At 73.6% G+C, this 26,232-nt stretch carries 23 protein-coding genes; 19 read left to right on the plus strand and 4 right to left on the minus strand.

Annotated features, from left to right (window positions below; genetic code table 11):
• Positions 1-2: 2 nt before the first annotated feature.
• Together ACIRST_RS37015 and ACIRST_RS37020 are read left to right on the plus strand one after the other, a co-directional pair.
• Entirely contained in the window at positions 3-728 is a 726-nt protein-coding gene (locus ACIRST_RS37015; RefSeq protein WP_402808153.1) for a hypothetical protein, read from the plus strand.
• Between the two features lie 220 nt (positions 729-948).
• On the plus strand, positions 949-1,338 hold the full coding sequence (locus ACIRST_RS37020) for a hypothetical protein (protein ID WP_402808156.1): 390 nt from the start codon (positions 949-951) through the stop codon (positions 1,336-1,338).
• Positions 1,339-1,383: 45 nt separating this feature from the next.
• Here the strand turns inward: ACIRST_RS37020 and ACIRST_RS37025 are convergent, their stop codons facing one another.
• Together ACIRST_RS37025 and ACIRST_RS37030 are read right to left on the minus strand one after the other, a co-directional pair.
• A complete protein-coding gene (locus ACIRST_RS37025; protein WP_402808158.1) occupies positions 1,384-1,953 on the minus strand; it encodes a DUF6529 family protein in 570 nt (189 codons plus the stop codon).
• A gap of 4 nt (positions 1,954-1,957) precedes the next feature.
• Positions 1,958-2,539 (minus strand): hypothetical protein, encoded by a 582-nt coding sequence (locus ACIRST_RS37030; RefSeq protein WP_402808161.1) that lies wholly within the window; start codon positions 2,537-2,539, stop codon positions 1,958-1,960.
• A gap of 181 nt (positions 2,540-2,720) precedes the next feature.
• Here ACIRST_RS37030 and ACIRST_RS37035 point away from each other — a divergent pair, with 181 nt between their 5' ends.
• Positions 2,721-3,320 (plus strand): hypothetical protein, encoded by a 600-nt coding sequence (locus ACIRST_RS37035; RefSeq protein WP_402808164.1) that lies wholly within the window; start codon positions 2,721-2,723, stop codon positions 3,318-3,320.
• Positions 3,321-3,372: 52 nt separating this feature from the next.
• On the opposite strand, the gene ACIRST_RS37040 is transcribed toward ACIRST_RS37035, so the two are convergent.
• Positions 3,373-4,272 (minus strand): LysR family transcriptional regulator, encoded by a 900-nt coding sequence (locus ACIRST_RS37040; RefSeq protein WP_350523678.1) that lies wholly within the window; start codon positions 4,270-4,272, stop codon positions 3,373-3,375.
• Positions 4,273-4,404: 132 nt separating this feature from the next.
• Here ACIRST_RS37040 and ACIRST_RS37045 point away from each other — a divergent pair, with 132 nt between their 5' ends.
• The 4 genes from ACIRST_RS37045 (at position 4,405) to aspS (ending at position 8,221) form a co-directional block, all read left to right on the plus strand.
• A complete protein-coding gene (locus ACIRST_RS37045) occupies positions 4,405-4,911 on the plus strand; it encodes a nuclear transport factor 2 family protein (protein ID WP_350523679.1) in 507 nt (168 codons plus the stop codon).
• Positions 4,912-5,112: 201 nt separating this feature from the next.
• Positions 5,113-6,108: a methyltransferase domain-containing protein gene (locus ACIRST_RS37050; protein WP_402808168.1), complete on the plus strand. Its 996-nt coding sequence runs from the start codon at positions 5,113-5,115 to the stop codon at positions 6,106-6,108.
• 243 nt (positions 6,109-6,351) lie between these two features.
• Entirely contained in the window at positions 6,352-6,756 is a 405-nt protein-coding gene (locus ACIRST_RS37055) for a YciI family protein (RefSeq protein ID WP_402808170.1), read from the plus strand.
• Between the two features lie 157 nt (positions 6,757-6,913).
• Positions 6,914-8,221 (plus strand): aspartate--tRNA(Asn) ligase, encoded by a 1,308-nt coding sequence (aspS, locus tag ACIRST_RS37060; RefSeq protein WP_402808172.1) that lies wholly within the window; start codon positions 6,914-6,916, stop codon positions 8,219-8,221.
• A gap of 100 nt (positions 8,222-8,321) precedes the next feature.
• On the opposite strand, the gene ACIRST_RS37065 is transcribed toward aspS, so the two are convergent.
• Positions 8,322-9,374, minus strand: a complete 1,053-nt coding sequence (locus ACIRST_RS37065; RefSeq protein WP_350523683.1) for an LUD domain-containing protein — start codon at positions 9,372-9,374, stop codon at positions 8,322-8,324.
• A gap of 107 nt (positions 9,375-9,481) precedes the next feature.
• On the opposite strand from ACIRST_RS37065, the gene sigJ reads away from it, so the two are divergent.
• From sigJ to ACIRST_RS37125, 12 genes are all read left to right on the plus strand, one after another.
• On the plus strand, positions 9,482-10,459 hold the full coding sequence (gene sigJ / locus ACIRST_RS37070; RefSeq protein ID WP_402808175.1) for an RNA polymerase sigma factor SigJ: 978 nt from the start codon (positions 9,482-9,484) through the stop codon (positions 10,457-10,459).
• Between the two features lie 179 nt (positions 10,460-10,638).
• Positions 10,639-11,466 carry a response regulator transcription factor gene (locus tag ACIRST_RS37075; RefSeq protein WP_396551085.1) on the plus strand — a complete coding sequence of 276 codons (828 nt, stop codon included), beginning with the start codon at positions 10,639-10,641 and terminating at the stop codon, positions 11,464-11,466.
• 15 nt (positions 11,467-11,481) lie between these two features.
• A complete protein-coding gene (locus ACIRST_RS37080) occupies positions 11,482-12,993 on the plus strand; it encodes a HAMP domain-containing sensor histidine kinase (RefSeq protein WP_350523685.1) in 1,512 nt (503 codons plus the stop codon).
• Between the two features lie 190 nt (positions 12,994-13,183).
• Complete coding sequence (locus tag ACIRST_RS37085; RefSeq protein ID WP_402808179.1) at positions 13,184-13,828, plus strand: Uma2 family endonuclease; 645 nt, start codon at positions 13,184-13,186, stop codon at positions 13,826-13,828.
• The gene (locus tag ACIRST_RS37090; RefSeq protein WP_402808182.1) at positions 13,821-15,185 is read left to right on the plus strand and encodes an oxygenase MpaB family protein; all 1,365 of its coding nucleotides are present in this window, start codon (positions 13,821-13,823) and stop codon (positions 15,183-15,185) included. The genes ACIRST_RS37085 and ACIRST_RS37090 overlap by 8 nt, the downstream gene beginning before the upstream one ends.
• Before the next feature lie 411 nt (positions 15,186-15,596).
• Complete coding sequence (locus ACIRST_RS37095) at positions 15,597-17,141, plus strand: cytochrome ubiquinol oxidase subunit I (protein ID WP_402808185.1); 1,545 nt, start codon at positions 15,597-15,599, stop codon at positions 17,139-17,141.
• Between the two features lie 50 nt (positions 17,142-17,191).
• Entirely contained in the window at positions 17,192-18,217 is a 1,026-nt protein-coding gene (cydB, locus tag ACIRST_RS37100) for a cytochrome d ubiquinol oxidase subunit II (protein ID WP_402808187.1), read from the plus strand.
• Positions 18,218-18,221: 4 nt separating this feature from the next.
• Positions 18,222-21,770: a thiol reductant ABC exporter subunit CydD gene (gene cydD, locus ACIRST_RS37105; protein ID WP_402808189.1), complete on the plus strand. Its 3,549-nt coding sequence runs from the start codon at positions 18,222-18,224 to the stop codon at positions 21,768-21,770.
• A gap of 69 nt (positions 21,771-21,839) precedes the next feature.
• Positions 21,840-23,663: a GAF domain-containing protein gene (locus tag ACIRST_RS37110; protein ID WP_402808197.1), complete on the plus strand. Its 1,824-nt coding sequence runs from the start codon at positions 21,840-21,842 to the stop codon at positions 23,661-23,663.
• A 179-nt stretch (positions 23,664-23,842) separates the two neighbouring features.
• Entirely contained in the window at positions 23,843-24,256 is a 414-nt protein-coding gene (locus tag ACIRST_RS37115; RefSeq protein ID WP_402808191.1) for a hypothetical protein, read from the plus strand.
• A complete protein-coding gene (locus ACIRST_RS37120) occupies positions 24,246-24,650 on the plus strand; it encodes a hypothetical protein (protein WP_350523692.1) in 405 nt (134 codons plus the stop codon). Before ACIRST_RS37115 ends, ACIRST_RS37120 begins: the two co-directional genes overlap by 11 nt.
• 443 nt (positions 24,651-25,093) lie before the next feature.
• Entirely contained in the window at positions 25,094-26,128 is a 1,035-nt protein-coding gene (locus tag ACIRST_RS37125; protein WP_350523693.1) for a substrate-binding domain-containing protein, read from the plus strand.
• Positions 26,129-26,232: the final 104 nt, after the last annotated feature.

Consider the following 26,232-nt stretch of genomic DNA (forward strand, 5'->3'; position numbering starts at 1 on the left):
CCATGAGCAAAGAGATCGCCACGGTCAGCAGTACCCCGGCCGAGCAGGTCGCCCTGCTCTCCACCCCGCCGGACGCCCGTGATGTGAGCGCCGAGCTGGCCGCGCCGCCCCGGCGGAAGCTGCCCTGGCTCAGCCTGGTGCTGGCCGGCGGCGTGATCGCCACCGGCGCGTTCGCGGGCGGGGTCTGGTACGAGCAGAGCAACGGTTCCTCCGCCGGCAAGTCCGCCCGGCCCGCGGCGGCGGCCGCCGGTGCCCAGCGCCCCGCGGGGGGCGGCGGGTACGGCGGTCAGGGCCAGGGTGGCCAGGGCCAGGGCGGGTACGGGCAGGGCGGTGGGCAGAACGGTTCCCGCCGCGGGGCCGGCCAGGGCGGTCAGGGCGGTCAGGGCGGTCAGGGCGGCCAGGGTGGCCAGGGCGGCGGGCAGGCCGGTCTCACCCGGGGCACGGTCAAGGCCGTCGACGGCACCACGGTCTACCTGACCGACGCCAACGGAAACACCGTCAAGATCACCACCGGCGACGCGACGAAGGTCCAGCTCAACAAGGAGGGCAAGGTCGCCGACCTGCAGCCCGGCCAGAGCGTGACCGTCGTCGGCACCCCCGACGCCAACGGTGGTTACACCGCCAGCCAGCTCGTCGAAGGCAACGCGGCCGCCGGAGGCTTCGGCGGCGGTGGCTTCGGCGGTGGCGGTGCCGGTGGCGGCGCCCCCAGGAACCCGTCCGGCGGCTGACCCGGAACCCGCCCGACGCGCGCGAGGCCCTCGTCCCTTCCCTGGTCGAGGGCCTCCGCGCGTGCCCGGCGCGGTGCCGGTCCGACCACCTCCTCCCCGGCGCCCGCAGGGTCGGCCCGGGAGTGTGGCTGGCCCCACCCACCGGTGGGGCCAAGCCCGTACCGGGGCGCGGCCCGACTCCGTAGCGTCGTTCCCACAACGACACGGAGGGAACAGCACCATGGCGACCACCACCACTCAGGACAGCTTCACCGTGGTGAAGAAGTGCATCACGCTCTTCGGCGCCGTCAGCGCCGTCATCCTCGCCACGGTCGCGGTGATGGCGTTCACCGGGCACGAGGCGACCTCGTTCATGTGGGTCCGCGGCGTGATCCTCCTCGCGGTCACCCCGCTCCTCCTCCGGCTCGCCACCCGGGCCGCCGAGGGCTCCTACCGGGACTTCGACCGGCTCCGCACCGTCTCGACGGTCATGCCGGTGGCGCTCGTCGGCGTCGACCTGATCCCCGGCCTCTGCCCGCCCTGGTACGCCGTCCTCCAGGGCCTCTCCGCCCTCGCCCTGGTCGCGGTCGCGGTCCTCACCCGCACCTCCGCGTTCCCCCGGCAGAGCTGAACGGTGCGGCGGCCCCCCGCTCCTCGCGAGGGGCCGCCGGCGGTTTCACAGGCCGGGTACGTGGTCCCCGTCGAGGTACCAGAGCGCCGCGCTGTACCAGAGCAGGGCGATCAGGACGACGAGCGCGCCACCTGCGACGGGCAGGGCCCAGCCGGGCGCGCGGCGGTGGCGGACCACGATGACCTTGGCGACGAACGCGCCGTAGAGGAAGCACCCGGCGAACGAGTGCAGGGCGATCCGACTGTCCGTCAGCTGCACGCCGTAGGCGGTGATGCAGTGGTAGGCGATCGGGAGGGAGAGCAGGAACGCCCCCAGGCCGACCACCCGGTGCCCGGTCCGGACCGGGCGGGGCGCGGCGGCCGCGCCCGGCAGCCGGCCGTACATCCACAGCGCCAGCAGGAGCTGGACCAGCGCCAGGCCCAGCAGGGCGGTGCCGAGCTGGGCCTTGAGCTGGTTGGCGTCGGCGTAGCGGCGGCCGAAGAGGCTGCTCGTGTAGTCGGGGGTGTGCGCCCGGCCGTACCAGAAGAGCCCGGCCGTCACCGCCACCGGCAGGAGCGCCCACAGGAGGCCGGGGGCCCGCCGCCGGGGACGGGACGGCCGTTCGGCGTCAGCCATCCGCTCAGTCGCCCTCGACCTTGTTGCCCGAGACGTTGACCACGTACCACTTGGCACCGAAGGCGCTGGACTCCTGGCCGTTGGCGTCGCCCTTCGCCGTGTCGCCCTCGAAGTAGTAGAGCGGGTGGCCGTTGTAGACGACCTGGGAGGTGCCGTCCTTGCGGGCGGTGGTGGTGATCTTGGCCTGGTCGGCACCGCCGGTGGCGGTGGGGGTGCCGGTGGTCAGCAGGGGCGGCCAGGCGGTGGCGCAGGCGTCGTAGCAGGTCGAGGTGGGCGAGGTGTCCGCCTCGAACAGGTAGAGCGTCCTGCCCTGGGAGTCGACCAGGACGTTCTGGAACTTGCCGACGGTGGCGGCCCCGACCACGGCCGCGCCGGTGGCTCCGGCGGTGGGGCTCGGGCTCTCCGTCGAGGTCGACGTGGCGGTCGGGCTGCTGGTGGCGCCCGCCGTGGACGTCGCCGTGGGGCTCGCCGCGGGTGAGGTGGTCGCCGTGGTCGTCGTCTTGGTGCTGCTGGAGCAGCCGCCGCACACCACGGTGATCAGGGCGACGGCGGCGGCCGTGGCGGTCACCGTGCGGGAAATCTTCATGGGGTTCTCTCCGGGCGGGTGGGAATGGTGTCACCACTTCAGCCCGAACGGGCTCGGCCGCTTCACGAGGCACGCCAGCGGGTGAGCAAGGCGGGGTCGTCCTTGACCCTGATGGCCGACAGTGGCGGAAGTCCGGGAACCCGCTGTGCCGGATGATCTTCATGCTGTAGATCTGACGATCATGACAAAAGATCAGGTCAGCAGGCTCATCGGCGGTGGCTTCGGCCTCGCCTTCGTCCAGATGAACGCGGGGACCCTGCCGACCGCCCTCGGCGCTCCGCTGCGGGTGCTCGCCATCCTCGCGTTCGTCCGGATCGTGTTCGCCGGCCGTGCCGCCGTGCCTACTGCCGCCGCCACCGCCGCTGCCACCGCCACCGCCATCACCACCGACGCCGCGACCGTCGGCGACAGCGGACCGCCGAGCGGCACGGGCTTCGGGCGGCGCTACTGGTACGTGGTGGCGGCCGAGGGGCTGGCCCTCGCGGTCGGACTGTTCGTGATCTCCAACGTGCTGCACACCCCCCGTGCGAGCGTCGCGTGGATCGCCTTCGTGGTCGGTGTGCACTTCTTCGGCCTCGCGGCCGTCTGGCGCAGGCCCGCACTGCACGTCCTCGCCGCGGGGATGGCGGCCTGCGGTGTCGTCGGCCTGGTGCTGGCCGCCTGCGACGCCCCCGTCGCCGTGATCGCGGTCGTCGCCGGGATCGCGCCCGGCGCGATGCTGCTCGGCTCGGTGCTGTGGTCCGGCCGGCCGCGGGCGATCGGCACGCCGGCGCAGTCCTGAGGAAGCCGCCTGCGGCGTGGGAAGTCGGCCCGGCCGACTTCCCACGGACCGCTCAGGGGGCGTGCTCCTGCACCATGGCGAGGGCGGCCTCGCCGAAGGCCCGGACGCGGGCGGTGGCGCCCTCGGCGAGCCACACCAGGCCCCATTCGACCGGCGCGGCGTCCTCGAAGGGCACGTAGACGACGTCGGGGCGGGCGAAGTAGCGCCGCACATGGGCGCCGACGGCGAAGACGCCCTCGCCCGCGCCGACCAGGGTCAGCGCCTCGTTGAGCGTCGCGGCCGACGGGCCGGGCGGGACGGGCTTCCCGGCGGGTGTCCGGCGCGGTGCGAGGTCGTGGCGCAGGGAGTCCGGCACGCTCTCGGGGAGCTGCAGCACGGTCACCCGGGCGAGGTCCTCGACGGAGACGACCGTACGGCGGGCGAAGGCGTGCCCGGCCGGTACGGCGAGCATGCGGGGCTCCCGTACCAGGACCGGGCCCTCGGTGACGCCCTCGGCGTGCACCGGGCGGCCGGTCAGCGCCAGGTCCACCTCGCCGGCGCGCAGCCACGGCAGGACGTCCGGCAGGTGCGCCTCGCGGATCCGGACCTCGCAGTCCGGGTGCCGGTCGCGGAACACCCGGGCGGCGCCGACCAGCAGCTGGCCCGCCGCCGGCCCGTCGAAGGCGACCCGCAGCAGCCCGGTCAGGCCTCGTCCGGCCTCGACGGCCCGCCCGAACGCCTCGGTGATCAGCTCCCAGGCGGGCCGGACCTCCGCCTGCAACTGCCGCCCCACCGGGGACAGTTCCACCCGGCGGCTGGTGCGGTGGAACAGCGGGACGCCGATCCGGCGCTCCAGCTTGGCGATCGTCTGGCTGACCCGGGCCGTGGAGACGTGCAGCCGCTCGGCGGTGCGGCCGAAGTGCAGTTCCTCGGCGAGCGTCAGGAAGGCCTCCAGCTCGTGGCGCTCCAGCATGCGCACCCACCCCTCCACCGTCAACCGGGACTTCACGATCGTTGCGCAGGAGCGCGTTGATGCCACGTCAGGCGCGGCGCAGGATCGAGGTCGTCGCCACCACGCCCCCACCGCTCCCCACAGGAGGACATCATGGACGTCACCCGGGACCGCGCCCTGACCGCCCCCGCCCACGACACCGCCGCGGTCGTCGCGGAGCTCAGGGACCGCGCGGAGATCATCGACGCGCTGTACCGCTTCGGCCTGGGGCAGGACCTCAAGGACGAGGCGCTGTTCGCCTCGGCCTTCGCCGCCGACGCCGAGCTGGACTTCCGCCCGGCCGCCGCCAAGTGGGGCGCCGAGCCGCCGCTGATGTCCGGGCGGGACACCATCGTCACCACCATCCTGGCGATGTTCGCCGGCCGGGTGGACACCACCCACCAGGTGACCAACCCGCGGATCACCGTCGACGGCGACACCGCCCGGCTCACCGCCCTGGTGGAGGCCCAGCACCTGCTCACCGCCGACCCGGCCACCCACGCCCTGCTGAAGAACCCGTACGACGTCGACCTCGTCCGGGACGGCGACCGCTGGGTCATCCGCCGGCTCCGCATCGACAACACCTGGTACACCGGTGAGCCGACGGCCGTCTTCGGCTGAGCCCGGAAACGCGAACCGACCGCCCGGCCCCGCGAATTCGGCATTTCCTCCATTCACAAGTCTTGACCATCTGTTCACGTCTTCGGGAGCATCGGGGGCGCCGGTCGCGGGGGAAGGCAAAACGGCCGGACGGTCTTCGTCGAGCACCTGACCGGTCTGCCCCGACGTCCGTGACCGCGAGCACGAAAGGGCCGACCGGGCATGCCGACCGTTCTCCACACCGACGAGCAACTCCTATGCGCCAGGGTCGACTTGGCCTCCGAGATCGAGCGCGGAAGCACCGGGCTGTCCGCCCGGGTGGTCGAGGCGTTCCTCACGGTGCCGCGGCACCCGTTCGTCCCGGTGTTCTACCGCGAGGAGCGCGGGCTCCATCTGCCGTGGCGCGCCGACGACTTCGGCGACGACTCCTGGCTGCGGGAGGTGTACGCGAACCGGGCGCTGGTGACCGGGATCGACGGCGTGCACGCGGAGGACGCCGCGCCGGGCGGCCTGCGCGGCGGAGTCGCCACGTCGACCGCCGCCCTGCCGAGCCTGCTCGCCGACGTGCTCGACGCGCTGGACGTCCGCCCCGGCGACCGGGTGCTGGAGATCGGGACCGGCGGCGGCTACCAGACGGCCCTGCTCTGCCACCTCGCCGGCGCGGCCGCCGTCACCTCGACCGACTGCACCGGGCGTCCGGTCGACACCGCCCGCGCCCGGCTGGCCGAGTCCGGCCTCGCACCGTCCGTCGTCCGGGCCGACGGCGTGGACGGGCACCCGGCCGCCGCGCCGTACGACCGGATCATCGCCACCGGCGAGGTCCGCCGCGTCCCCCGGGCCTGGCTCGACCAGTGCGCGCCGGGCGGACTCATCGTCGCCCCAATCGGCGGCGCGGTCGCCCGACTCACCAGGCTGCCCGACGGCCGTGCGGTCGGCCGCTTCCTCCCCCGCCCGGCCGCCCTCGCGCCGCTGCACCCCGGCGGGGCCCCCGTCCCGGCGGCCCCGGAGGCCGACCCGCGCGTCCTGGACGACCCCGGCTTCTCCTTCTGGGCGGGCCTCCACGCCCTCGCCGCCCCCGCGGACGTCGACGCCGCCCACAAGAGCTGGCTCGCCCACAACCGCCCGCGCCGCGAGTGGTTCACCCTCGAAGCCGGCCCGGACGTCCAGCGCATCGGCTACACCGCCCCGGACGGCACCGTCCTCGACTGGACCCTCTGACCCGCGCCCCCGGAGCCGTCCACCCCCGCGGGGGGGGGGGGGCGGGGCGCGGCCGGGGGGGGGGCCCCCCCCCCCCCCCCCCCCCCCCCCCCCCCGCCCCCCCCCCCCCCCCCCCCCCCCCCCCCCCCCCCCCCCCCCCCCGCCACCACCCCCGCGCAGCCGCGACCGCGGTGCGCATCCGACCGTCGGGCCACCGGTGCGGTGAGCCGCGGCACCCGGGCGTTCCGGTGCGAGGATCGCGCCATGAAGTTCATGGTGCTGATGTACGCCGATCCGGCGGCGACCGCGGCGATGACCACCGAGCAGCGGGCGGACGTGTTCCGGCGGCACGAGGCGCTCCACCGGGACCTGGAGGGCTCGGGCGAGATGCTGAACGGCGCGGGGCTGGCGTATCCGACGGACACGACCACGCTCCGCCGGAACGGCGGCGGTCCGGACGGATCGGACGGGTCGGACGGGTCGCAGGCACCGGACGGGGTGACCGCCACGGCCGGGCCCTTCGCGGCGGCGGCCGAGCACCTGACCGCCTACTACGTGATCGACTGCGCGAGCCCGGAGCGGGCGCGGGAGATCGCCGCGCGGGTCCTCGACTTCCACGTCGTGGCGGTGGAGGTGCGCCCGGTCCACGACTCGTTCGGCATGGGCTGAGGAGGCCGTACCGTCCCGTGTCGCCGGGGCGGTACCGCCGGAAAACCGGGCGACTTCCGCGATCTTGACCGTCTATGGTGGGCGCGTCCCCCCGAGCGGCCGTTTACCGCTCGTCGTCGGCGCGACCAACGCGCCCGCAACCCAGGGAGTTGCCGCCATGACGCGCACCCTCGTCGCTGACCTCCACGCGCGCATCGAGGAGACGGTCACCGTCTACGGCTGGGTGAACACGCTGCGGCTGCAGCGGCGGATCCAGTTCGTCCTGGTCCGCGACCACACCGGCCTCGTCCAGGTCACCCACCTGCGCGGTGGCGACGGCGACGTCATCGAGGCCGCGTTCGAGCAGGTGACGCCGGAGTCCGCGGTGAAGATCACCGGCAGGGTGGTCGCGAGCCCGCAGGTCAAGCTCGGCGGCCTGGAGATCGTCCCGTCCCGCGTGGAGATCGTCTCGCTCGCCGAGCCGAAGCTGCCGATCGACGAGAAGACCGGCATCGACCAGCGCCTGGACTGGCGGTTCCTCGACATCCGGCGCCCCGCCCAGCACCTGGTGTTCGACGTCCAGACCACCGTCGAGCGGGCGATGCGCGAGGTGACCGCCGAGGAGGGGTTCACCGAGCTGCACACGCCGAAGCTGATGGGCACGGCCTCCGAGTCCGGCGCCGAGGTGTTCGAGGTCGGCTACTTCGGCCGGACGGCCTACCTCGCCCAGTCGCCGCAGTTCTACAAGCAGATGGCGATCGCCGGCGGCATCGACAGGGTCTTCGAGATCGGGCCGGTGTTCCGGGCCGAGCCGTCCTTCACCTCCCGGCACGCCACCGAGTTCACCGGCGTCGACGTCGAGATCGCCTGGATCGACGGCGTCGAGGACGTGATGGCCTTCGAGGAACGGATGCTGCACCGTGTCCTCGCCGCCGTGGCCGAGCGCCACGGCGGGGCGATCGCCGAGCACTTCGGCACGGAGGTCGTCGTACCGGAACTGCCGTTCCCGCGGATCACGATGGCCGACGCGCTGGCCCGGCTCCGCGCCACCGGCCGGGACCCGGAGGGCGTCAAGGATGACCTCGACCCCGAGGGCGAGCGGACGCTGTGCGCCCTGATCGCCGAGGAGACCGGGCACCAGTTCGTCTTCGTCACCCGGTTCCCGGCCTCCGTGCGGCCGTTCTACCACCTGCGACCGGAGGACGACCCGACCGTCACCGAGTCCTTCGACCTGCTGTGGAAGGGCGTGGAGATCACCACCGGCGCCCAGCGCGAGCACCGGTACGACCGGCTGGTCGCGCAGGCCCGCGAGAAGGGCATGGACACCGGGCCGCTCTCCGGCTACCTGGACTGCTTCCGCTACGGCACCCCGCCGCACGGCGGCCTCGGTCTCGGCCTCGGCCGGCTGCTGATGCTCGCCCTCGGCCTGCCGTCGATCCGCGAGGCGACCTTCCTCTTCCGGGGGCCGCACCGGCTGGAGCCGTAGGGCCCGTCCGGCGCAGGAAGTCGGTCCGGCCGACTTCCTGCGCCGGTGCGGTACTCGGGAGACGGAACCCGGCGTACAGGCCGACTGCTGCGGGGCCCGCTCAGTAGCCGACGGCCTCGCGCAGCAGCAGGACGGTGCCCGGGGTCATCCGGGCCGGCGCGTTGAGGACCAGGAGCTGGCTGACGGCGCTGGGGCACCCGTACGCGGCCTCGGCCCGGGCGGACTCCAGCGGCAGGGCGTGCTCCTCGACCCGGCGCAGGGCGGTCGGCAGGTCGGGGACCACCTTCTGCGCGCCGACGACCCAGATCGCCCGGCCGGCGCCGCCCGCGTAGGCGGGCAGCTGGCTGCCGGTGCCGGAGGCGACGACGAGCGAGCCGGTCTCGGTGACGGCGGCGACGCTGCCCAGCACCACGTCGGGCGTGGCGACCGCCCGCCGGATGCCGTCGCCCTCGGTGGCCCGGTCCATGGCCGTCACCCGCGGCTTGACCGCCCGGTAGCGGATGCCGGCGTTGACGTCCTCGTCGATGCCGGAGAGCCGGAGGGTCTCGCTGGCGCCGGTGAAGACGCCCGCGCCCTCCGGGATCAGCTCGTCGACCCGGGCGCGCGCGGCGGCGAGGCCGTCCAGGACCTCGACGGTGAAGCCGTTGGCCGTCAGGGCGGCCGCCGCCCGCTCCAGCCGCTCGGCCGGGGCCGGGTCGGTGAACGACACCCGGGGTGACTCCGGCGCCGAGCCGGTCAGCGGGGTGGTGTCGAGGTACCGCACCTCGTAGACCCGCTCGGTGATCCGCCAGCCGTCCTCGGTGCGCCGGTAACGGTCGTGGTAGACGGCGTGGTTGAGCCCCTGGAAGCCGTTCTTCAGACGGGCGAGCTCGAACAGGTAGGCGCGGCCGGACGCGGTGTCGCCGTCGATCCGGATCGCGCCGGGGTGGGTGTTCTGGACGAAGAAGTCCCACTGCTCCTGCAGCTTCTCGCCGCCGACGCGGATCTGCTCGCGGCCGACCAGCTCGACCGGGACGTTCGGCATCCGCAGCGCGCCGTCGGGGGTGAACAGCCGCGAGAGCCGGGAGCGGTCGCGCATCATCACGGCATCGGTGAACTCGGCCTGCAGCGCCTGGATCTCGACCAGGTCGGCGGTCGCTCGGAAGTCGTCCATCGGGTTCCTCCGTCTCGGTTGTTCGCCTTCGAGCGGTACGACAGGACAGCGGTCCGGGATGTGAGGTGACGGCAAAGGCGTCACATTCCGCTGCGCGGTCCTGTCAGATGGGTGAGGAGTCCGACGACGAGGCGAAGGGGCGGGGACCGGTGCGGGACGAGGGTCCGGGCGCGATCATGGGCGAGCGGCGGCGGTTGATCAATCTTGCGTACCGGCTGCTCGGCTCGCTGGCCGACGCCGAGGACGTGGTGCAGGAGACCTACGCCCGCTGGTACGCGATGCCCCGGCGGGAGCGGGAGGCGATCGGCTCCCCCGGCGGCTGGCTGACGACGGTCGCCAGCCGGATCTGCCTCAACGTCCTCGGCTCGGCCAGAGTGCGGCGGGAGCGCTACGTGGGCGAGTGGATCCCCGAGCCGCTGCCGGAGGGCCGGGAGTGGACGTCCGCCGCGACGACCGCGGCGGCGGACCCGGCGGACCGGATCACCCTGGACGAGTCGGTCGGCATGGCCTTCCTCGTCGTGCTGGAGTCCATGACGCCGGCCGAACGCGTCGCCTTCGTCCTGCACGACGTCTTCCGGTACCCGTTCGCCGAGGTGGCCGCGATCGTCGGCCGCTCGCCGGCCGCCTGCCGTCAGCTGGCCACCTCGGCCCGCCGCCGGATCCGCGTCGCGCAGGCCCCGGCGGTGCCGACGGGCGCGCAGGCGGCCGTGGTGCGGGAGTTCAAACGGGCCTGGGAGGCGAAGGACCTGAGGTCGCTGATGGGCGTGCTCGATCCCGGCGCCACCGTGATCGCCGACAGCGGCGGCCTGGTCGGCGCCCTGCCGCACCCGCTGTCGGGGAACGAACGGATCGCCCGCGCCTACCTGGAGATCGCCCGCCTGGCGCCGGCGACGACGCTGCTGGAGTGCACCGTCAACGGCCTGCCCGGTCTGGTCGCCCGGCAGGGCGGCGTCACGGTCACGGTGATCGCCTTCCGGATCGCCGACGACCGGATCACCCACATCTGGGCGGTGCGCAACCCGGAGAAGCTCCGTCCGTGGGCCGACCTGCACCCGCCGGTCGGGGCTCCGGGCGCGGGGGAGTGAGCCAGGTCATACCGGCGACTGGGCAGGGGCGGGCACTGTTGTCCGGGGGCGCGCCGGGCGTGTTCACGCCCGTCCGCACACCACCGAGCGCCCCGCTATGGCCTTGTCGTCGTAAAACCGACCGATAAGGTGTTAATCCAACATTCATCCATGCCGCGTAGCCTCCGAGAGCTAGCCTCATGCTGAACGTCATCGTCCGACCGGGAGGCCGAAGCCCCGTGCAAGGCACTGTCACCACACCAGGCGGCTCCACGGTGGCCGGGGGCCAGGGCGAGGCGTTCCTGCTCGTCGTGGACGACGAGCCCAACATCCGCGAACTGCTCTCCGCCTCGCTGCGCTTCTCCGGCTTCCGGGTCGCCTCCGCCGCCAGCGGCACCGAGGCGCTCGAACTGATCGCGGCCGAGCGCCCCGACCTGGTCGTGCTCGACGTGATGCTCCCCGACCTCGACGGCTTCACCGTCGTCGAGAAGCTGCGCGAGCGCACCAGCCGCGGCCAGATAGCCGGGCCGGCGCACGGGCACCCCGGCGACCACCTGCCGGTGCTCTTCCTCACCGCCAAGGACGGCGTCGGCGACAAGGTCCAGGGCCTCGCCGCGGGCGCGGACGACTACGTCACCAAGCCGTTCAGCCTCGAAGAGCTGATCGCCCGGATCCGCGCCATCCTGCGCCGGGCCGGCGGGCCCGCCGAGGACGGCCGCCTGGTCGTCGCCGACCTCAGCCTCGACCCGGTCGCCCACGAGGTCACCCGCAGCGGCACCCCGGTCTCGCTCTCCCCGACCGAGTTCAAGCTCCTGCACTACCTGATGGCCAACGTCGGCCGGGTGGTCTCCAAGGCGCAGATCCTCGACCACGTGTGGGCCTACGACTTCGGCGGCGACCTCTCCATCGTCGAGTCGTACATCTCCTACCTGCGCCGCAAGCTCGACTCCGGCCCGGCGCACGGCCCCAAGCTGATCCACACCGTGCGCGGCATCGGCTACGCACTGCGCCGCCCCCCGCAGGGCTGACAGGTACCGCCGCACGTGTTCGCCCGGTTCTCCTCACGGCTGTCGCTGCGCGCCCGGCTGCTGGTGCTCGCACTGGCGCTGGTCACCACCGGCCTCGCGGTCAGCGACGCCTTCGTCGTCGGCACCGTCCGGAGCCAGCTGGTGGAGCAGCTCGACGAGCAGCTCCAGCGGTACGGGCTGCCGCTGTCCCGCAAGCCCCCGGCCCAGGTGTCCACCCCCAACCCCGGCCGGCCCGCCGTCACCGGCCGGCGGATCATGCTGCCCAGCCAGTACCTGGTGCAGTACCTCTCCGCGGACGGCAAGGTCCAGGCGGTGATGCGCCAGCCCGTCGCGGACACCGACCCGGCGCCGCAGCTGGCCGGCCTGGACCCGGCGCGGACCGCCCCCGACGTCCCCTTCGACCTGCCCGACCAGCGCGGCGAGCACCGCTGGCGGGTGCTGGTGCTGCCGCTCCAGGCTCCCCGCGGTCCGGCCGTCGGCGCCAACGCGTACGCCTCCCCGACGGCCACCCCGACCCACGTCATGGTCGCCGTCTCCCGCGAGGACATCGACGCCACCCTCGGCAAGCTGCGCACCTCCTTCCTGGCCATCGGCGGCGCCGTCCTGCTGCTGATCGCCGCGCTCGGCTTCTTCGCGGTACGGGCCGGGCTGCGGCCGCTGCGGCGGATCGAGGAGGGCGCCGAGCGGATCGCGGCCGGCGAGCTGTCGCACCGGATGCCCGAACTCTCCCCGGGCACGGAGGTCGGACGGCTGTCGGTCGCGCTCAACGGGATGCTCACCCAGATCGAGGCGGCCTTCGCGGCCCGGGCCGAGTCCGAGGCCCGGATGCGGCGCTTCGTCGCCGACGCCTCGCACGAGCTGCGCACCCCGCTGGCCGGGATCCGCGGCTTCGCCGAGCTGTATCGGATGGGCGCGCTGCCCAACGAGGCGGACGTCAAGCGCACCATGACCCGGATCGAGAGCGAGGCCGACCGGATGGGCGCCCTGGTCGAGGACCTGCTGGTGCTCGCCCGGCTGGACGAGGAACGCCCGCTCGACCTCGCCCCGATGGACCTGCGCACCCTCGCCGCCGACGCCCTGCACGACCTCACCGCGCTCGACCCCAGCCGGCCCGTCGCGCTCACCGGCCCCTCCGGCACGGGCGCGCCCGGCGCGGCGCCCGTCCTCGGCGACGAGGCGCGGCTGCGGCAGGTGGTGACCAACCTGGTCGGCAACGCGGTCAAGCACACCCCGGCCGGCACCCCGGTGCGGATCGGGGTGGGCGCCGGGCCCGGCGGCGTCTGCCTGCTGGAGGTCGCCGACACCGGCCCGGGCCTCACCGAGGAGCAGGCCCAGCGGGTCTTCGACCGCTTCTTCCGGGTGGACGCCTCGCGCAGCCGCGACAACGGCGGCGGCGCCGGACTCGGTCTCGCCATCGCCACCGCCCTCACCCGCGCGCACGGCGGGACCCTCAGCCTGGACACCGCGCCCGGCGAGGGTGCGACGTTCCGGGTCGAACTTCCCAACAACGCCGACCGGCCCTGCTGAGCGTCGGCGCCGGAGAGATGTCGGCCCGTCAATTCCCTTGCTGACCGGGCATTCCGAGCCCCAAACGCCCCGATCGAGTGAACCGATCGTCGATCACCCGACCGGCCCCCCGGTCGTGTGCGACCGTGCTGCCGTTGCTTGTGCGGACTCGCACGGGCTGACCACACTGGACGGGAAGTGGGGTGTTCCCATGAGCGCGCTCGTTGCCGAGAGGGCCGTCGCCGAGAAGGCCATCGCCGAGAGGACCGTCGCCGTGAACCTGGACCAGGTGCTGTGGCAAGCGTGGAAGTCCATGGATGTGCCCGAGGGCTTCCGAGCGGAGATCATCGAGGGGACGATCACGTTGTCACCCACTGGCGGAACTCGCCACTTCACCGTCAACAGGCGGTTGGGTCGGGCTCTGTATGACCATCTGAGGGGGACCGGCTACGGCCCCGCGCAGGACGGCAACGTCATTGCCGATCTCAAGGTGCTCATCCCGGATGTCTTCGTGGCGCCCGACGACACCGATGAGATCGAGCATCCCGAGGGTGTGGGACTGTCGGCCGCCGGCGTGCCACTCGTCATCGAGACCGTCTCGCCCGGCGCCGAGGCTCGCAAACGCGATCACATCCTGAAGCACCGCGCCTACGCCGCCGCCGGCATCCCGGTGTACGTGATCATCGACGACTACGACGACGGCGGTGCCGTCACCGTCCTGACCGAGCCGGACCGGGAGCGCCGTGCCTACGCCTCCTCGACCCGGGTCCCCTACGGCAAGGAGGCCGTGATCCCCGAAGGCCCCGCCAAGGGTTTCGTGATCGGTCCCGGGATCACCGGCGAGCGCCGTGGCTGAGCGCGCGGTGTCGTTCAAGCGGGACCTCTCCGAGTGGCGGATCGCCCTGGTCGCGTGGCGGCTGCTGGTGCTGCAGGCGGCGGATCCGGTGGTCGGGGCCGGGATGGCGGAGCACTCGACGTACCGGGCGCACCCGTGGCGGCGGGTGGAGCACACGCTGGGGAGCGGGCGCCGGCTGTTCTACCAGGACGCGGAGACGCTGCGGCGGGAGATCGCGCGGCTGGACCGGGCGCACAAGCGGATCCGGGGGACGGGGCCGGACGGGCGGCCGTACGACGCCCGGGACGCCGGGACCAGGGCGTGGGTGCTGCTGACGCTCTTCGAGTGCGTGGTCGCGATGCGGCGGCTGGGCGGCGACGGCTACGACGCGGCCCAACTGGAGCAGGCGTACGACGAGTTCAAGCAGGCGGTGGCCGCCTTCGACCTGCCCGATGGTGAACTGCCGCCCACGGCCGAGGACTTGCCCCCCTACTTCGCCCGGTACGCCCGCGAGAAGCTGGAGTTCACCGAGGCGGCGCGCTACCTGATGGGCGACCTGCTGCGCGAGGCGCCCCGGCCGCGGCGGCTGTGGTTCCTCGGGGACGCCGGCTGGCGGGTGGTCCGGGGCGTCGTCGCCCGGGTGATCACCGAGCTGACGGCGGCCGACCTGCCACCGGTGGTCCGGGAGCGGTTCGGGCGGGCCGCGACCCGGCGCGGCGCGCTGCTGTCCCTGGTGCTGCACCGCGGCGCCGGGGCGCTGGTCGCCCGCCTCCCGGACCGCGCGCGCTACCGCTCCGCGGAACAGGCCGATCCGGGCGGGCGCCGCTACCGCCCGCAGCGCGACACCCGCGGGCCCCGGCTGGACCGGTTCTTCCGCGAGGTGCTGGACCAGACCGGCGACGGCTTCGTCACCGTGCACGACCTGCGGGCGATGGCGCACAACGTCTGCTGGCAGCTGGAGCTGGACGAGGCCGGTGAGGCCCGGGTGCACGAGGCCTTCGAGGGTTGGTGGGAGCAGCTGCGCGCGGTGATGGACGCGAACGGCGACGGGAAGGTCAGCCGGGAGGAGTTCGTGGCGGCCACCGTGGCCGGCTGCGACCGGGACGGGGCCTACCTGGAGCAGGGGCTGCTGCCCGCGTTGCGGGCGGTGTTCACCGCCGCCGACACCGACGGCAGCGGCTTCCTGGAGTTCGACGAGTACCGCGCGGTGTTCGGCGGTCCGCGGGTGCACCCGGTCGAGCTGTCGCACGGTTTCCGCCAGTTGGACACGGACGGGGACGGCCGGATCACCCGGGAGGAGTTCCTGCAAGGCTTCACCGAGTTCTTCACCGCCCGGGCCGACTCCACCTCGGGCACCCAGCTCCTCGGCCGCGCCTGACCGGACCTGCCGGCACCGCCGCGCCTGACCGGACCTGCCGGCACCGCCGCGCCCGGTCGGGCCGGCCGGGCCCGGCTCGCTCCGCTCGCGGGGTGCAAGCGGGGCGTCGGCCTGTCAAGCGCCGGTTCGGCCAAGAGCCCGTCCGCATCCGCCCGGTCGTTCGTTGCCCCGGCCGGGGCCGGGTCCGCAGACTGTGCGCACCGCGCGGCAAACCGTGACGCACCGCACAGGTCCGTCAACCCCACCCCACCTGCAGTTCCCCCGTAAGGATGGTGGATACTGGCCCTTGTGAACGTGTTCACGTTCACAAGCGGACAAGCTTGCACGGCTTGGCGACGGTCTACGGCTACACAAGAAGTTTGTCCGGAATGCGCCCGTCGAACGTGCGGGCCGGTTGGGAGAGAGGGCGACGTGGAACTGGCAATCGCTCACGAGACCATTGCGCGATGGCAATTCGGCATCACCACCGTCTACCACTTCCTCTTCGTTCCGCTCACGATCAGCCTGGCCGCGGTCGTGGCCGGTCTGGAGACCGCCTGGGTGCGGACGAACAAGGAGAAGTACTTCCACGCGACCAAGTTCTGGGGAAAGCTCTTCCTCATCAACATCGCGATGGGCGTCGTCACCGGAATCGTCCAGGAGTTCCAGTTCGGCATGAACTGGTCCGACTACTCCCGCTTCGTCGGTGACGTCTTCGGCGCCCCGCTCGCGATGGAGGCGCTGATCGCCTTCTTCTTCGAGTCCACCTTCATCGGCCTGTGGATCTTCGGCTGGGACAAGCTGCCGAGGAAGATCCACTGCGCCTGCATCTGGATGGTCGCGCTGGGCACCGTGCTCTCCGCCTACTTCATCCTGGCCGCCAACTCCTGGATGCAGCACCCCGTCGGGTACGCGATAGACCCGGCCACCGGCAAGGCGCAGCTGACCGACATCACCAAGGTGCTGTTCCAGAACACCACCCTCACCGTCGTCGCCCACACCCTGACCGCCGCCTTCCTCACCGGTGCCGCCTTCATGGTCGGCATCTCCTCCTTCCACCTCTGGAAGGCCAAGCGCAGGCCGGAGACCGCCGACGCGAGGAAGACCGCCTCGATGCGCACCTCGCTGCGGCTCGGCCTGGTGCTCGCCGTGGTCTTCGGCGCCGGCACCGCGCTCAGCGGCGACGAGCTGGGCAAGGTCATGTTCGAGCAGCAGCCGATGAAGATGGCCGCCGCCGAGGCCCTGTGGGACACCCAGTCGCCCGCGCCGTTCTCCGTCTTCGCGGTCGGCGACGTCGGCAAGGGCCACAACTCGGTCGCCCTGGAGGTCCCCGGGGTGCTGTCCTTCCTCGCCCACAGCGACTTCAGCTCCTCCGTCCCCGGCATCAACGACACCGCGGCCGCCGAGGCCGCGCTGCACGGCGGCGACCCCAAGGACTACATCCCGAGCATCTTCGTCACCTACTGGGGCTTCCGCCTCATGATCGGCTTCGGGATGACCTCCTTCGTGGCCGGCCTGATCGGGCTCTGGACCACCCGGAAGAAGCTCTTCCTGCGCCCCGAGTTCCGCACCGGCGACACCGAGGTGCCCCGGCTGATGCTCACCCCCGGACGCGAACTCAGCCCGCTGCTGACCACGTGGAGCTGGCGGATCGGCATCCTGACCATGGGCTTCCCGCTGATCGCCAACAGCTTCGGCTGGATCTTCACCGAGATGGGCCGCCAGCCCTGGGCCGTCTTCGGCCTGATGACCACCTCCAGCGCGGTCTCCCCCAACGTCGGCGTCGGCACCCAGATCGGGGCGCTGGCCACCTTCACCACGCTGTACGCGATCCTCGCGGTCGTCGAGGTCCGACTGCTGGTCAAGTACGCCAAGGCCGGCCCGGTGGTGACCGAGCAGCCGCCCACCGAGGTCCCCTCGCTGCGCGGACCGTCCTCGGACGAGGACGCCGACAAGCCGCTCGCCTTCGCCTACTGAGGCACCGGGACACGGGGCACTGAGGACCACTGCGGAACTGAGGATCTGACATGCAACTCCACGACGTCTGGTTCGTGCTGATCGCGGTCCTGTGGATCGGCTACTTCTTCCTGGAGGGCTTCGACTTCGGGATCGGCATCCTGACCAAGGGCCTGGCCCGCGACACCGCCGAGAGACGGGTCCTGATCAACACCATCGGCCCGGTCTGGGACGGCAACGAGGTCTGGCTGCTGACCGCCGGCGGCGCCACCTTCGCCGCCTTCCCGGACTGGTACGCGACGCTCTTCAGCGGCTTCTACGTCCCGCTGCTGGTGATCCTGGTCTGCCTGATCGTGCGCGGCGTGGCCTTCGAGTACCGGGCCAAGCGCGACGGCGCCCGCTGGCAGCGGAACTGGGAGGAGGCCATCTTCTGGACCTCCCTCCTGCCGGCCTTCCTCTGGGGCGTGGCCTTCGCCAACATCGTGCGCGGCGTGGACATCGACGCGCAGAAGAACTACGTCGGCACCCTCGGGGACCTGCTGAACCCGTACGCGCTGCTCGGCGGCCTGGTGACGCTCGCCCTGTTCACCTTCCACGGCGCGGTGTTCGCCGCGCTCAAGACGGTCGGCGAGATCCGCGAGCGGGCCCGTCGGGCCGCCCTGCAGGCCGGACTGGCCACCGCCGTGCTGGCGCTGGTCTTCCTGGTCTGGACCCAGGCGGACAGCGGCAACGGCCGCAGCCTCGCCGCCCTGGTGATCGCCGTCCTGGCCCTGGCCGGCGCCCTGGTCGCCAACCAGCTCGGCCGCGAGGGCTGGGCGTTCGTCCTCTCCGGGGCGACGATCGTGGCCGCCGTGGCGATGCTCTTCCTGGCGCTCTTCCCGAACGTCATGCCGTCCACCCTGAACGCCGGCTGGAGTCTGACCGTCTCCAACGCCGCCTCCTCGCCGTACACGCTGAAGCTGATGACCGTCGTGGCGGCGGTGTTCACCCCGCTGGTGCTGCTCTACCAGGGCTGGACGTACTGGGTGTTCCGCAAGCGGATCGGCGTCCAGCACATCCCCGGGCACGCCCCGGCCGCCCCGCTCGACCGGGTCTGACGCGATGAAGCCGGTCGACCCCCGACTCCTCGGGTACGCCCGCACCACCCGGGCCTTCCTCGCCGGATCCGTGCTCCTCGGCGCGGCGGGCGCGGCCCTGGTGGTCGCCCAGGCGAGTCTGATCGCCGAGATCGTCGTCCGCGCCTTCCAGCGCGGGGCGACGCTCGGCGAACTGACCACGCCGCTGCTGCTGCTCGCCCTGACGGCCGTCGGGCGCGGGCTGGTCGGCTGGCTCACCGAGCTCGCCGCGCACCGGTCCGTCGCCCGGGTGAAGTCCACCCTGCGGCGCCGGCTGCTCGACCACGCCACCGCGCTCGGCCCGTCCTACCTGGCGGGCCGGCGCACCGGCGAACTCACCACCCTCGCCACCCGCGGCATCGACGCGCTGGACGACTACTTCGCCCGGTACCTGCCGCAGCTGGCGCTGGCCGTGGTCGTCCCGGTGATCGTTCTGCTGCGGATCGTCGGCGCCGACTTCACCTCGGCCGCGATCATCGCCGGGACGCTGCCGCTGATCCCGCTGTTCATGGTGCTGATCGGGATGGCCACCCAGTCCCGGATGGACCGGCAGTGGGACACCCTGGCCCGGCTCTCGCACCACTTCCTGGACGTCGTCGCGGGGCTGCCCACCCTCAAGGTGTTCAACCGGGCCCGCACCCAGGCCGCCACCATCGCCCGGATCACCGCCGACTACCGCCGGGCCACCCTGCGGACCCTGCGGATCGCCTTCGTCTCCTCCTTCACCCTGGAACTGCTCTCCACCCTGTCCGTCGCGCTGGTCGCGGTCACCGTCGGCTTCCGGCTGGTGGACGGCACGCTCGACCTGGAAACCGGCCTGCTGATCCTGGTCCTCGCCCCCGAGGTGTACTTCCCGATCCGCCAGGTCGGCGCGCTCTACCACTCCAGCGTCGAGGGGCTGACCGCCGCCGACGAGCTGTTCCGGGTGCTGGAGACCCCGCTGCCCGCCGCCGGCACGGTGCCCGCGCCCGCCCTCGCCGGGGCCGTGATCGGCGCCGAGGGCCTGGTCGTGCGCCACCCCGGACGGACCGAGCCCGCGCTGGACGGCGCCGGGCTGACCCTGCGTCCGGGCACCACCACCGCCCTGACCGGCCCGAGCGGCGCCGGCAAGTCCACCCTGCTGGCCGTCCTGCTCGGCCTCACCGCCCCCGAGGCCGGCACCGTCCGGATCACCGCCGCCGACGGCCGCTCGTACGACCTGGCCGAGCTGGAGCCGCGCAGCTGGCAGCGGCAGATCGCCTGGGTGCCGCAGCACCCGCACCTGTTCGCCGGGACGGTCGCCGACAACCTGCGGCTCCACCGGCCCGACGCCACCGACGAGCAGCTGTGGACGGCGCTGGAGGCCGCCCACGCGCTCGACTTCGTGACCGACCTGGCCGCCGGGCTCGGCGAGGACGGCGCCGGGCTCTCCGCCGGCCAGCGCCAGCGCCTCGCGCTCGCCCGGGTGCTGCTCGCCGACGACCGGCCGCTGGTCCTGCTGGACGAGCCGACCGCCAACCTGGACGGCGCCTCCGAGGCCGCCGTCGTGGACGCCGTCCGGGCCCTCGCCGAGGACCCGGCGCGCACCGTGCTGATCGTCGCGCACCGGCCCGCGCTGCTGGCCGTCGCGGACGAGCGGGTGCGGCTGGCCGGGCCGGCCGCCGTCGTGGCCGGTGCCCCGGTCACCCCGCTCGCCCACAGCGGGAGGCCGACGCCCGCCCCCGCCGTCCCCGAGGAGCCGGAGGCCGAGAGCGGCAGCACGCCCCGGCTGGCGCTGTCCGTCCTGCTCGGCGCGCTCGCGCTCGGCTGCGCCGTCGCCCTGATGGCCACCTCCGGCTACCTCATCTCCCGCGCCTCCGAGATGCCGCCGGTCCTCTACCTGATGATGGCCGTCACCTCGGTGCGCGCCTTCGGCATCGGCCGCAGCGTCTTCCGCTACGCCGAGCGGCTGGTCTCGCACGACGCGGTGCTGCGCACCCTCGGCACCCTGCGGGCCGACGTCCACCGCCGGCTGAGCGCGCTCGCCCCGGCCGGACTGCCCGCCTTCCGGCGCGGCGACCTGCTCTCCCGGCTGGTCGCCGACGTGGACGCGATCCAGGACCACTACCTGCGCTGGCGGCTGCCGGCCGCCGTGGGCGGCGTCGTCGCGCTGGGCTCGACGCTGGCGCTGGCCGCCTTCCTGCCCGCGGCCGGGGCGGTGCTCGGCCTCGGGCTGCTGCTCGCGGGCGCGGTGGTGCCCGCGCTGGCCGCCCGCTGGTCGGCCGGCGCCGAGCGGCGGCAGGCCCCGGCGCGCGGGCACCTGGCCACCGCAGTGGTGGACGCCTTCACCGGCACCGCCGAACTCACCGTGGCCGGCGCGCTGCCCGGCCGGCTGGCCGCCGTCCGCGCCGCCGACACCGCGCTGACCCGGCTGGCCGGCCGCTCGGCCGCCACCACGGCGCTCGGCACCGGGCTGATCGCGCTGCTCACCGGGCTGACCGTGACCGCCGCGGCGGCCGTCGGCGTCCAGGGGGTGCGGGCCGGGGTGCTGGCGCCGGTCTGCCTGGCGGTGGTGGTGCTGACCCCGCTGGCCGCCTTCGAGGCCGTCACCGGGATGCCGCTCGCCGTGCAGGCCCGCCAGCGCAGCCGCGCCGCGCGGGCCCGGCTGGACGAGGTGCTGACCGCCCCGGTGCCGGTCGCCGAGCCCGCCGACCCCCGTGCCCTGCCCGAGCAGCCGCTGCCGGTCGCGGTGCGCGGGCTGACCGTACGGCACCCGGGGCAGGCGGTGGACGCGCTCGCCGGGGTGGACCTGGACCTGGCCGCCGGGCGCCGGATCGCCGTGGTCGGCCCGTCCGGCTCCGGCAAGACCACCCTCGCCCAGGCGCTGCTGCGCTTCCTGGAGCCGGGCGCCGGCACCGTCACCCTCGCCGCCGGTCGTCCACAGGCTGTGGACAGCCGTGCGCTCGCGGGCGAGGACGTCCGCCGGGTGATCGGGCTCTGCGCGCAGGACGCGCACGTCTTCGACAGCTCGCTGCGGGAGAACCTGCGGCTGGCCCGGCCCGGCGCGGGGGAGGACGAGCTGCGCGCCGCGCTGGCCGCGGCCCGGCTGCTGGACTGGACGCAGGGGCTGCCGGACGGCCTGGACACCATGGTCGGGGAGCACGGCGCCCGCCTCTCCGGCGGCCAGCGCCAGCGGCTCGCCCTCGCCCGGGCCCTGCTCGCGGACTTCCCCGTGCTCGTCCTGGACGAGCCCGCCGAGCACCTCGACCTGCCCACCGCCGACGCGCTCACCGCGGACCTGCTGGCCGCCACCGAGGGGCGCACCACCGTGCTGATCACCCACCGGCTGGCCGGGCTGGACGACACCACGGTGGACGAGGTGCTGGTGCTGGACGGCGGCCGGGTGGCCGAGCGGGGCCGCTGGTCGGAGCTGGTCGCCGACCGGGACGGGCGGCTGCACGCGATGTGGCGGCGGGAGCGGGAGGCGGACGGTCTGCTGGAGGCGGACGAGCTGCTGGAGGCAGACGGTCTGCCGGAGCGGGTGGGCCTGCCGGAGCCGGTGGGGGAGGCCCGCTAGCCGTGCCGGCGCCGGTCCCGGCACCCGTCGTCTGAAAACCGTACAAACTAGTCTTTCTTCATGGACCCCATGCCGGACCCCGCGCCGGACACCAGGCCGGACCCCTCCGAGGCCGCCCCCGAGCCGACACCCCATCGGGTGCCCGAGATCGCCTCGCTCGGCCTGGACACCCTGGTCACGGAGGTCGCCGAGCGCCTGCAGTCGGCCGCCGCCGTCACCGACCGGATGCAGCGGCTGCTGGAGGCGGTGGTCTCCATCGGCGCCGGGCTGGACCTGCACGCCACCCTGCAGCGGATCGCCACCGGGGCCGCCGAGCTGGTCGACGCCCGCTACGCGGCGCTCGGCGTGATCGCCCCCGGCGGCACCGGACTGGCCGACTTCATCCACGTCGGCGTCGACGACGGGACCGCCGCCGGGATCGGCGAACTGCCCGCCGGGCGCGGCATCCTCGGCGTGCTCATCGACCGCCCCGAACCGCTGCGGCTGGCCGACCTCGGCGCCGACCCGCGCTCCTCCGGGTTCCCGCCCCGGCACCCGCAGATGAAGACCTTCCTGGGCGTGCCGATCCGGGTCCGCGAGGAGGTGTTCGGCAACCTCTACCTCACCGAGAAGAAGGGCGGCGGCGCCTTCACCCCCGAGGACGAGCAGGTGGTGCACGCCCTCGCCGCCGCGGCCGGCGTCGCCATCGAGAACTCCCGGCTGTACGAGGAGGGCCGCCGCCGCGAGCGCTGGATCGCCGGCGCCGCCGCCGTCACCACCGCCCTGCTCTCCGCCGAGCAGGCCGAGGCGGCCCTGACCGTCGCGGCCGAGCAGGTACGGGAGTTGGCGGACGCCGCGCTCGGCATGATCCTGCTGCCGACCGGCCCGGAGGGCGAGGGGGACGGGCAGATGCGGGTCGCCCACGCCTCCGGCGAGGTGGCCGAGTTCGTCCGCGGCGAGCTGCTGCCCAAGGAGAGCTTCGCGGCCCGGCTGCTGGCGGGGGAGAGCGTCTACCTGGACGACATGTCCCGCGACCCGACCGTGGTGATGCGGCTCGCCCGCCGCTTCGGCCCGTCGATGGCGGTGCCGATGGTCGCCGCCGGGCGGGTGCTCGGCGGGCTCTGCGTCTGGCGCCCGTGCGGTGCGCTGCCCTTCACCGAGAGCGAGAAGCAGCTCGCCGAGACCTTCGCCTCGCAGGCCGCGCTCGCCCTGCGGCTCGCCGAGGGCCAGCGCGACCAGCAGCGCCTCGCCGTCTTCCAGGACCGTGACCGGATCGCCCGCGACCTGCACGACCTGGTGATCCAGCGGCTCTTCGCCACCGGGATGATGCTGGAGAGCGCGGCCCGCCGGGCGGTCGTCCCCGAGGTGCGGACCGGCATCGGCAAGGCGGTGGACGAGCTGGACGCCACCATCCAGGAGGTCCGCACCACCATCTACGCCCTGCAGCACGACAACCACGGCGACGCGCCGGACACCCTGCGCACCCGGGTGCTGCGCGAGGCCAGCCAGGCCGCGGCGGCGCTCGGCTTCAAGCCCTCGGTGAGCTTCGTCGGGCCGGTGGAGAGCCTGGTCGGCGACAGGACCGGCCGTCAACTGCTCGCCGCACTGAGGGAGATGCTCTCCAACACGGCGCGGCACGCGCGGGCCTCGCGGGTCGGCGTGGAGATCGACGCGACCGTCCACCTGGGCGACGACGGGCGGCCGGTGGGCGGCGACCCGGAGTCGCTGGACCGGGGCGGCCGGCCGGGCGTGCTGCTGTCCGTGACCGACGACGGCGTGGGCATCCCGGAGGGCGGCCGGCGCAGCGGACTGCTCAACCTCACCCGGCGCGCCGAGGCGCTCGGCGGCGACGCCTGGCACGAGAGCGGGCCCTACCGGAAGGGCACCACGGTGCGCTGGACGGCCCGGCTCTGAGGGTGTCCATCGGCTGGAACCGGACCCTCCGGTAAAGACAAGTGAAAGTTAAACGAGAGAGAACTTCCCGACCAACGGCGCAAGTTGTGAACGTTCTGGGCTTTCGGCGGCTCTGTGTGCACACATAGCTTTGCTCCGTCTCGGAGGGGAAACCGGAAGGTAACCGGACGGAGGGGGCAGTGGACGCTTCCGGCCGCGGTCATACCGCAGCAGGGGCAAGTCGAGGGGGATTCCGCGCCGAACGAGCCGCGGACGGGCGCTACCGCTGGCAACTGAAGGCGCCCAACGGCCGGGTCGTCGCGATCACCCCGGCCGCGTTCGAGACGGCCGGCGAGGCCGAGCGGAGCTTCGACGGCCTGCGGGCCGGGGCGGACGGGCTGACCGCCCGCATCACCCACGTCCGGGACGGCATCGGCTGGGTCTGGGTCGTCCCGGGCTCGCGCAACCTCCCCGAGGTGCGCTCCAGCCGCGCGTACGAGCGGTACGCGACCTGCCAGAACGCCTTCCGCCGCTTCGTGGTGCTGCTCGCCAAGCAGCCGCCGCGCGAACTGCCGGAGCGCGCAGTGCCGTTGAGACGCGCCGATGGTCGCTGAGCGGCGCGGTCCGCGGCTGCTGGTCGTGCCGGCGGCCGACCGCTGCGTCGGCTGGGCGCTGCGGGCGGCCAACGGCAGGCCGCTCGGCGTCGGCGCGCGGACCTACCGGAGTGAGGATGAACTCGCCGATGCCGTCCGGGAGTTGCTGATCGAGCGGACCGCGCTGCGATGTTCGATCGGGCAGTCCGAGGGGCGCCAGTGGGTCTGGGCCGCCTACCTGCCGGTGCGCAGCACCCGGCCGGGGGCGGCCTCCGTCGTTCCGGTCGCCCGCAGCGCGCGCGGGTACCTGCGGCGCGACCAGTGCCAGGCGGGGATCGAGGGCTTCCTGGCCGGACTGCAGTGGGTGGGCCAGGAGTTGCGCCGTTCCGGGCGCGACGGCCGCCGACCGCTGTAGTCCGCCGCCGCATCCCGGTGCCGCAGCTCGGTGCCGCATTCCGTCACCGCATTCCGTCACCGCATTCCGGCACCGGTTCCGTCGTCGTTCCGTGCTGCCCGGGCCCCGTCCGCCCCGGATCGTTCGCGGCCTTCCGTTCGTGCGCTTTCGGTGAAGTCCAGGTTTCCGGCAACACCCCGAGCAGCTTCCTGGAGAAGAACGTCGACGCCGTTCGGAGGCCCGGTCACGACCCTGTCGCGTCCACGCTGACCAGTACCTAAACCTCGCTGAACCGATGAGTCGACATTCCCCGGCCGGGCTCGACCTCCCTTCCGGCGGAACCTGCCCGCCGGACAGGATCTGCACTGCCGGACGGGCCGCAGCGGACGCGGTCACCGGCCCCGGACTCCCGACCGGAGTGCGGGTCACGCGATGGACGTCTCTCCCACCGGAGGAAGAGAAACATGCGTAAGACCGCTGCCAACCTGCTTGCCGCCGCCGCGCTGGCGACCTCGGTCGCCACCGTCTTCGCCGGCACCGCCGTCGCCGACCCGGCCGGCCTGCCGCACTCCCAGGACATCGTGGGCGTCGGCTCGGACACCACCCAGGCCGTGCTGAACCAGATCGCCGCCGACTACAACGCGACGCTGGTCAACCCGAGCGACCCGCACCTGTACAGCTGGGACGCGATTCCGGCCGGCACCATCACCACCAAGTCGGGCGCCACCCCGATCACCCGCCCGAACGGCTCCGGCGCCGGCATCTCCGCGCTGAACGCCAACACCAGTGCCACCGTGGACTTCGCCCGCTCGTCGCGCTCCCCGCAGCCGACCGACCCGACCACCGACGACTTCGTCGCGATGGCCAAGGACGCCGTCGCCTGGGCCGCGCCGTCCGCCGGCAACGCCCCGGCGAACCTGACCACGGCGAACCTGAAGGACATCTACACCTGCGCCGTCACCAACTGGACGCAGATCAACCCGTCGCTGCCGAACGCCACCATCAAGCCCTTCCTGCCGCAGACCGGTTCCGGCACCCGCTCGTTCTTCCTCACCACCATCGGTGGCGGCACCGCGGTCACCCCGGGCGCCTGCGTGGACAGCAGCGTCCAGGAGAACCAGGGCAGCGACCCCAAGCTGGCCGACGTCAACGCCCTGGCCCCCTACTCCGTGGCCCACTACATCGGCCAGGTCTACTTCGGCAAGGGCAGTGGCGCCGACGTCCAGGGCCCGCTGACCATCCGCTCCGTCGACGGCGTCGCGCCGGTCGACACCGTGAACAAGACCATCAGCTCCGCGTTCGCGGCCACCGCGTACTCCCGCGTGGTCTACAACGTCTTCCGTGACGCCGAGTGGACCGCCACCGACGCGCACGGCAACGCGCTGCGCGCCATCTTCAGCCGGACCGGCTGGATCTGCAAGAACGGTGCCACCGACCTGAAGAGCTTCGGCTTCCTGCCGCTGTCCTCCTTCGCCTGCGGCAGCGTCACCCACTCCTGAGCCACCCCGCACCACCCCGGCGGCCGCCCGGGGCGCGCCCCCGCGGCCCCCCCCCCCCCCCCCCGGCCCGGCACCACCCCCCCCCACCCCCACCCCCCGCAGTC

Origin of the sequence: Kitasatospora sp. NPDC101447 (assembly GCF_044767225.1) — a bacterium.
In the GTDB taxonomy this organism is placed as follows: Bacteria; Actinomycetota; Actinomycetes; order Streptomycetales; family Streptomycetaceae; genus Kitasatospora.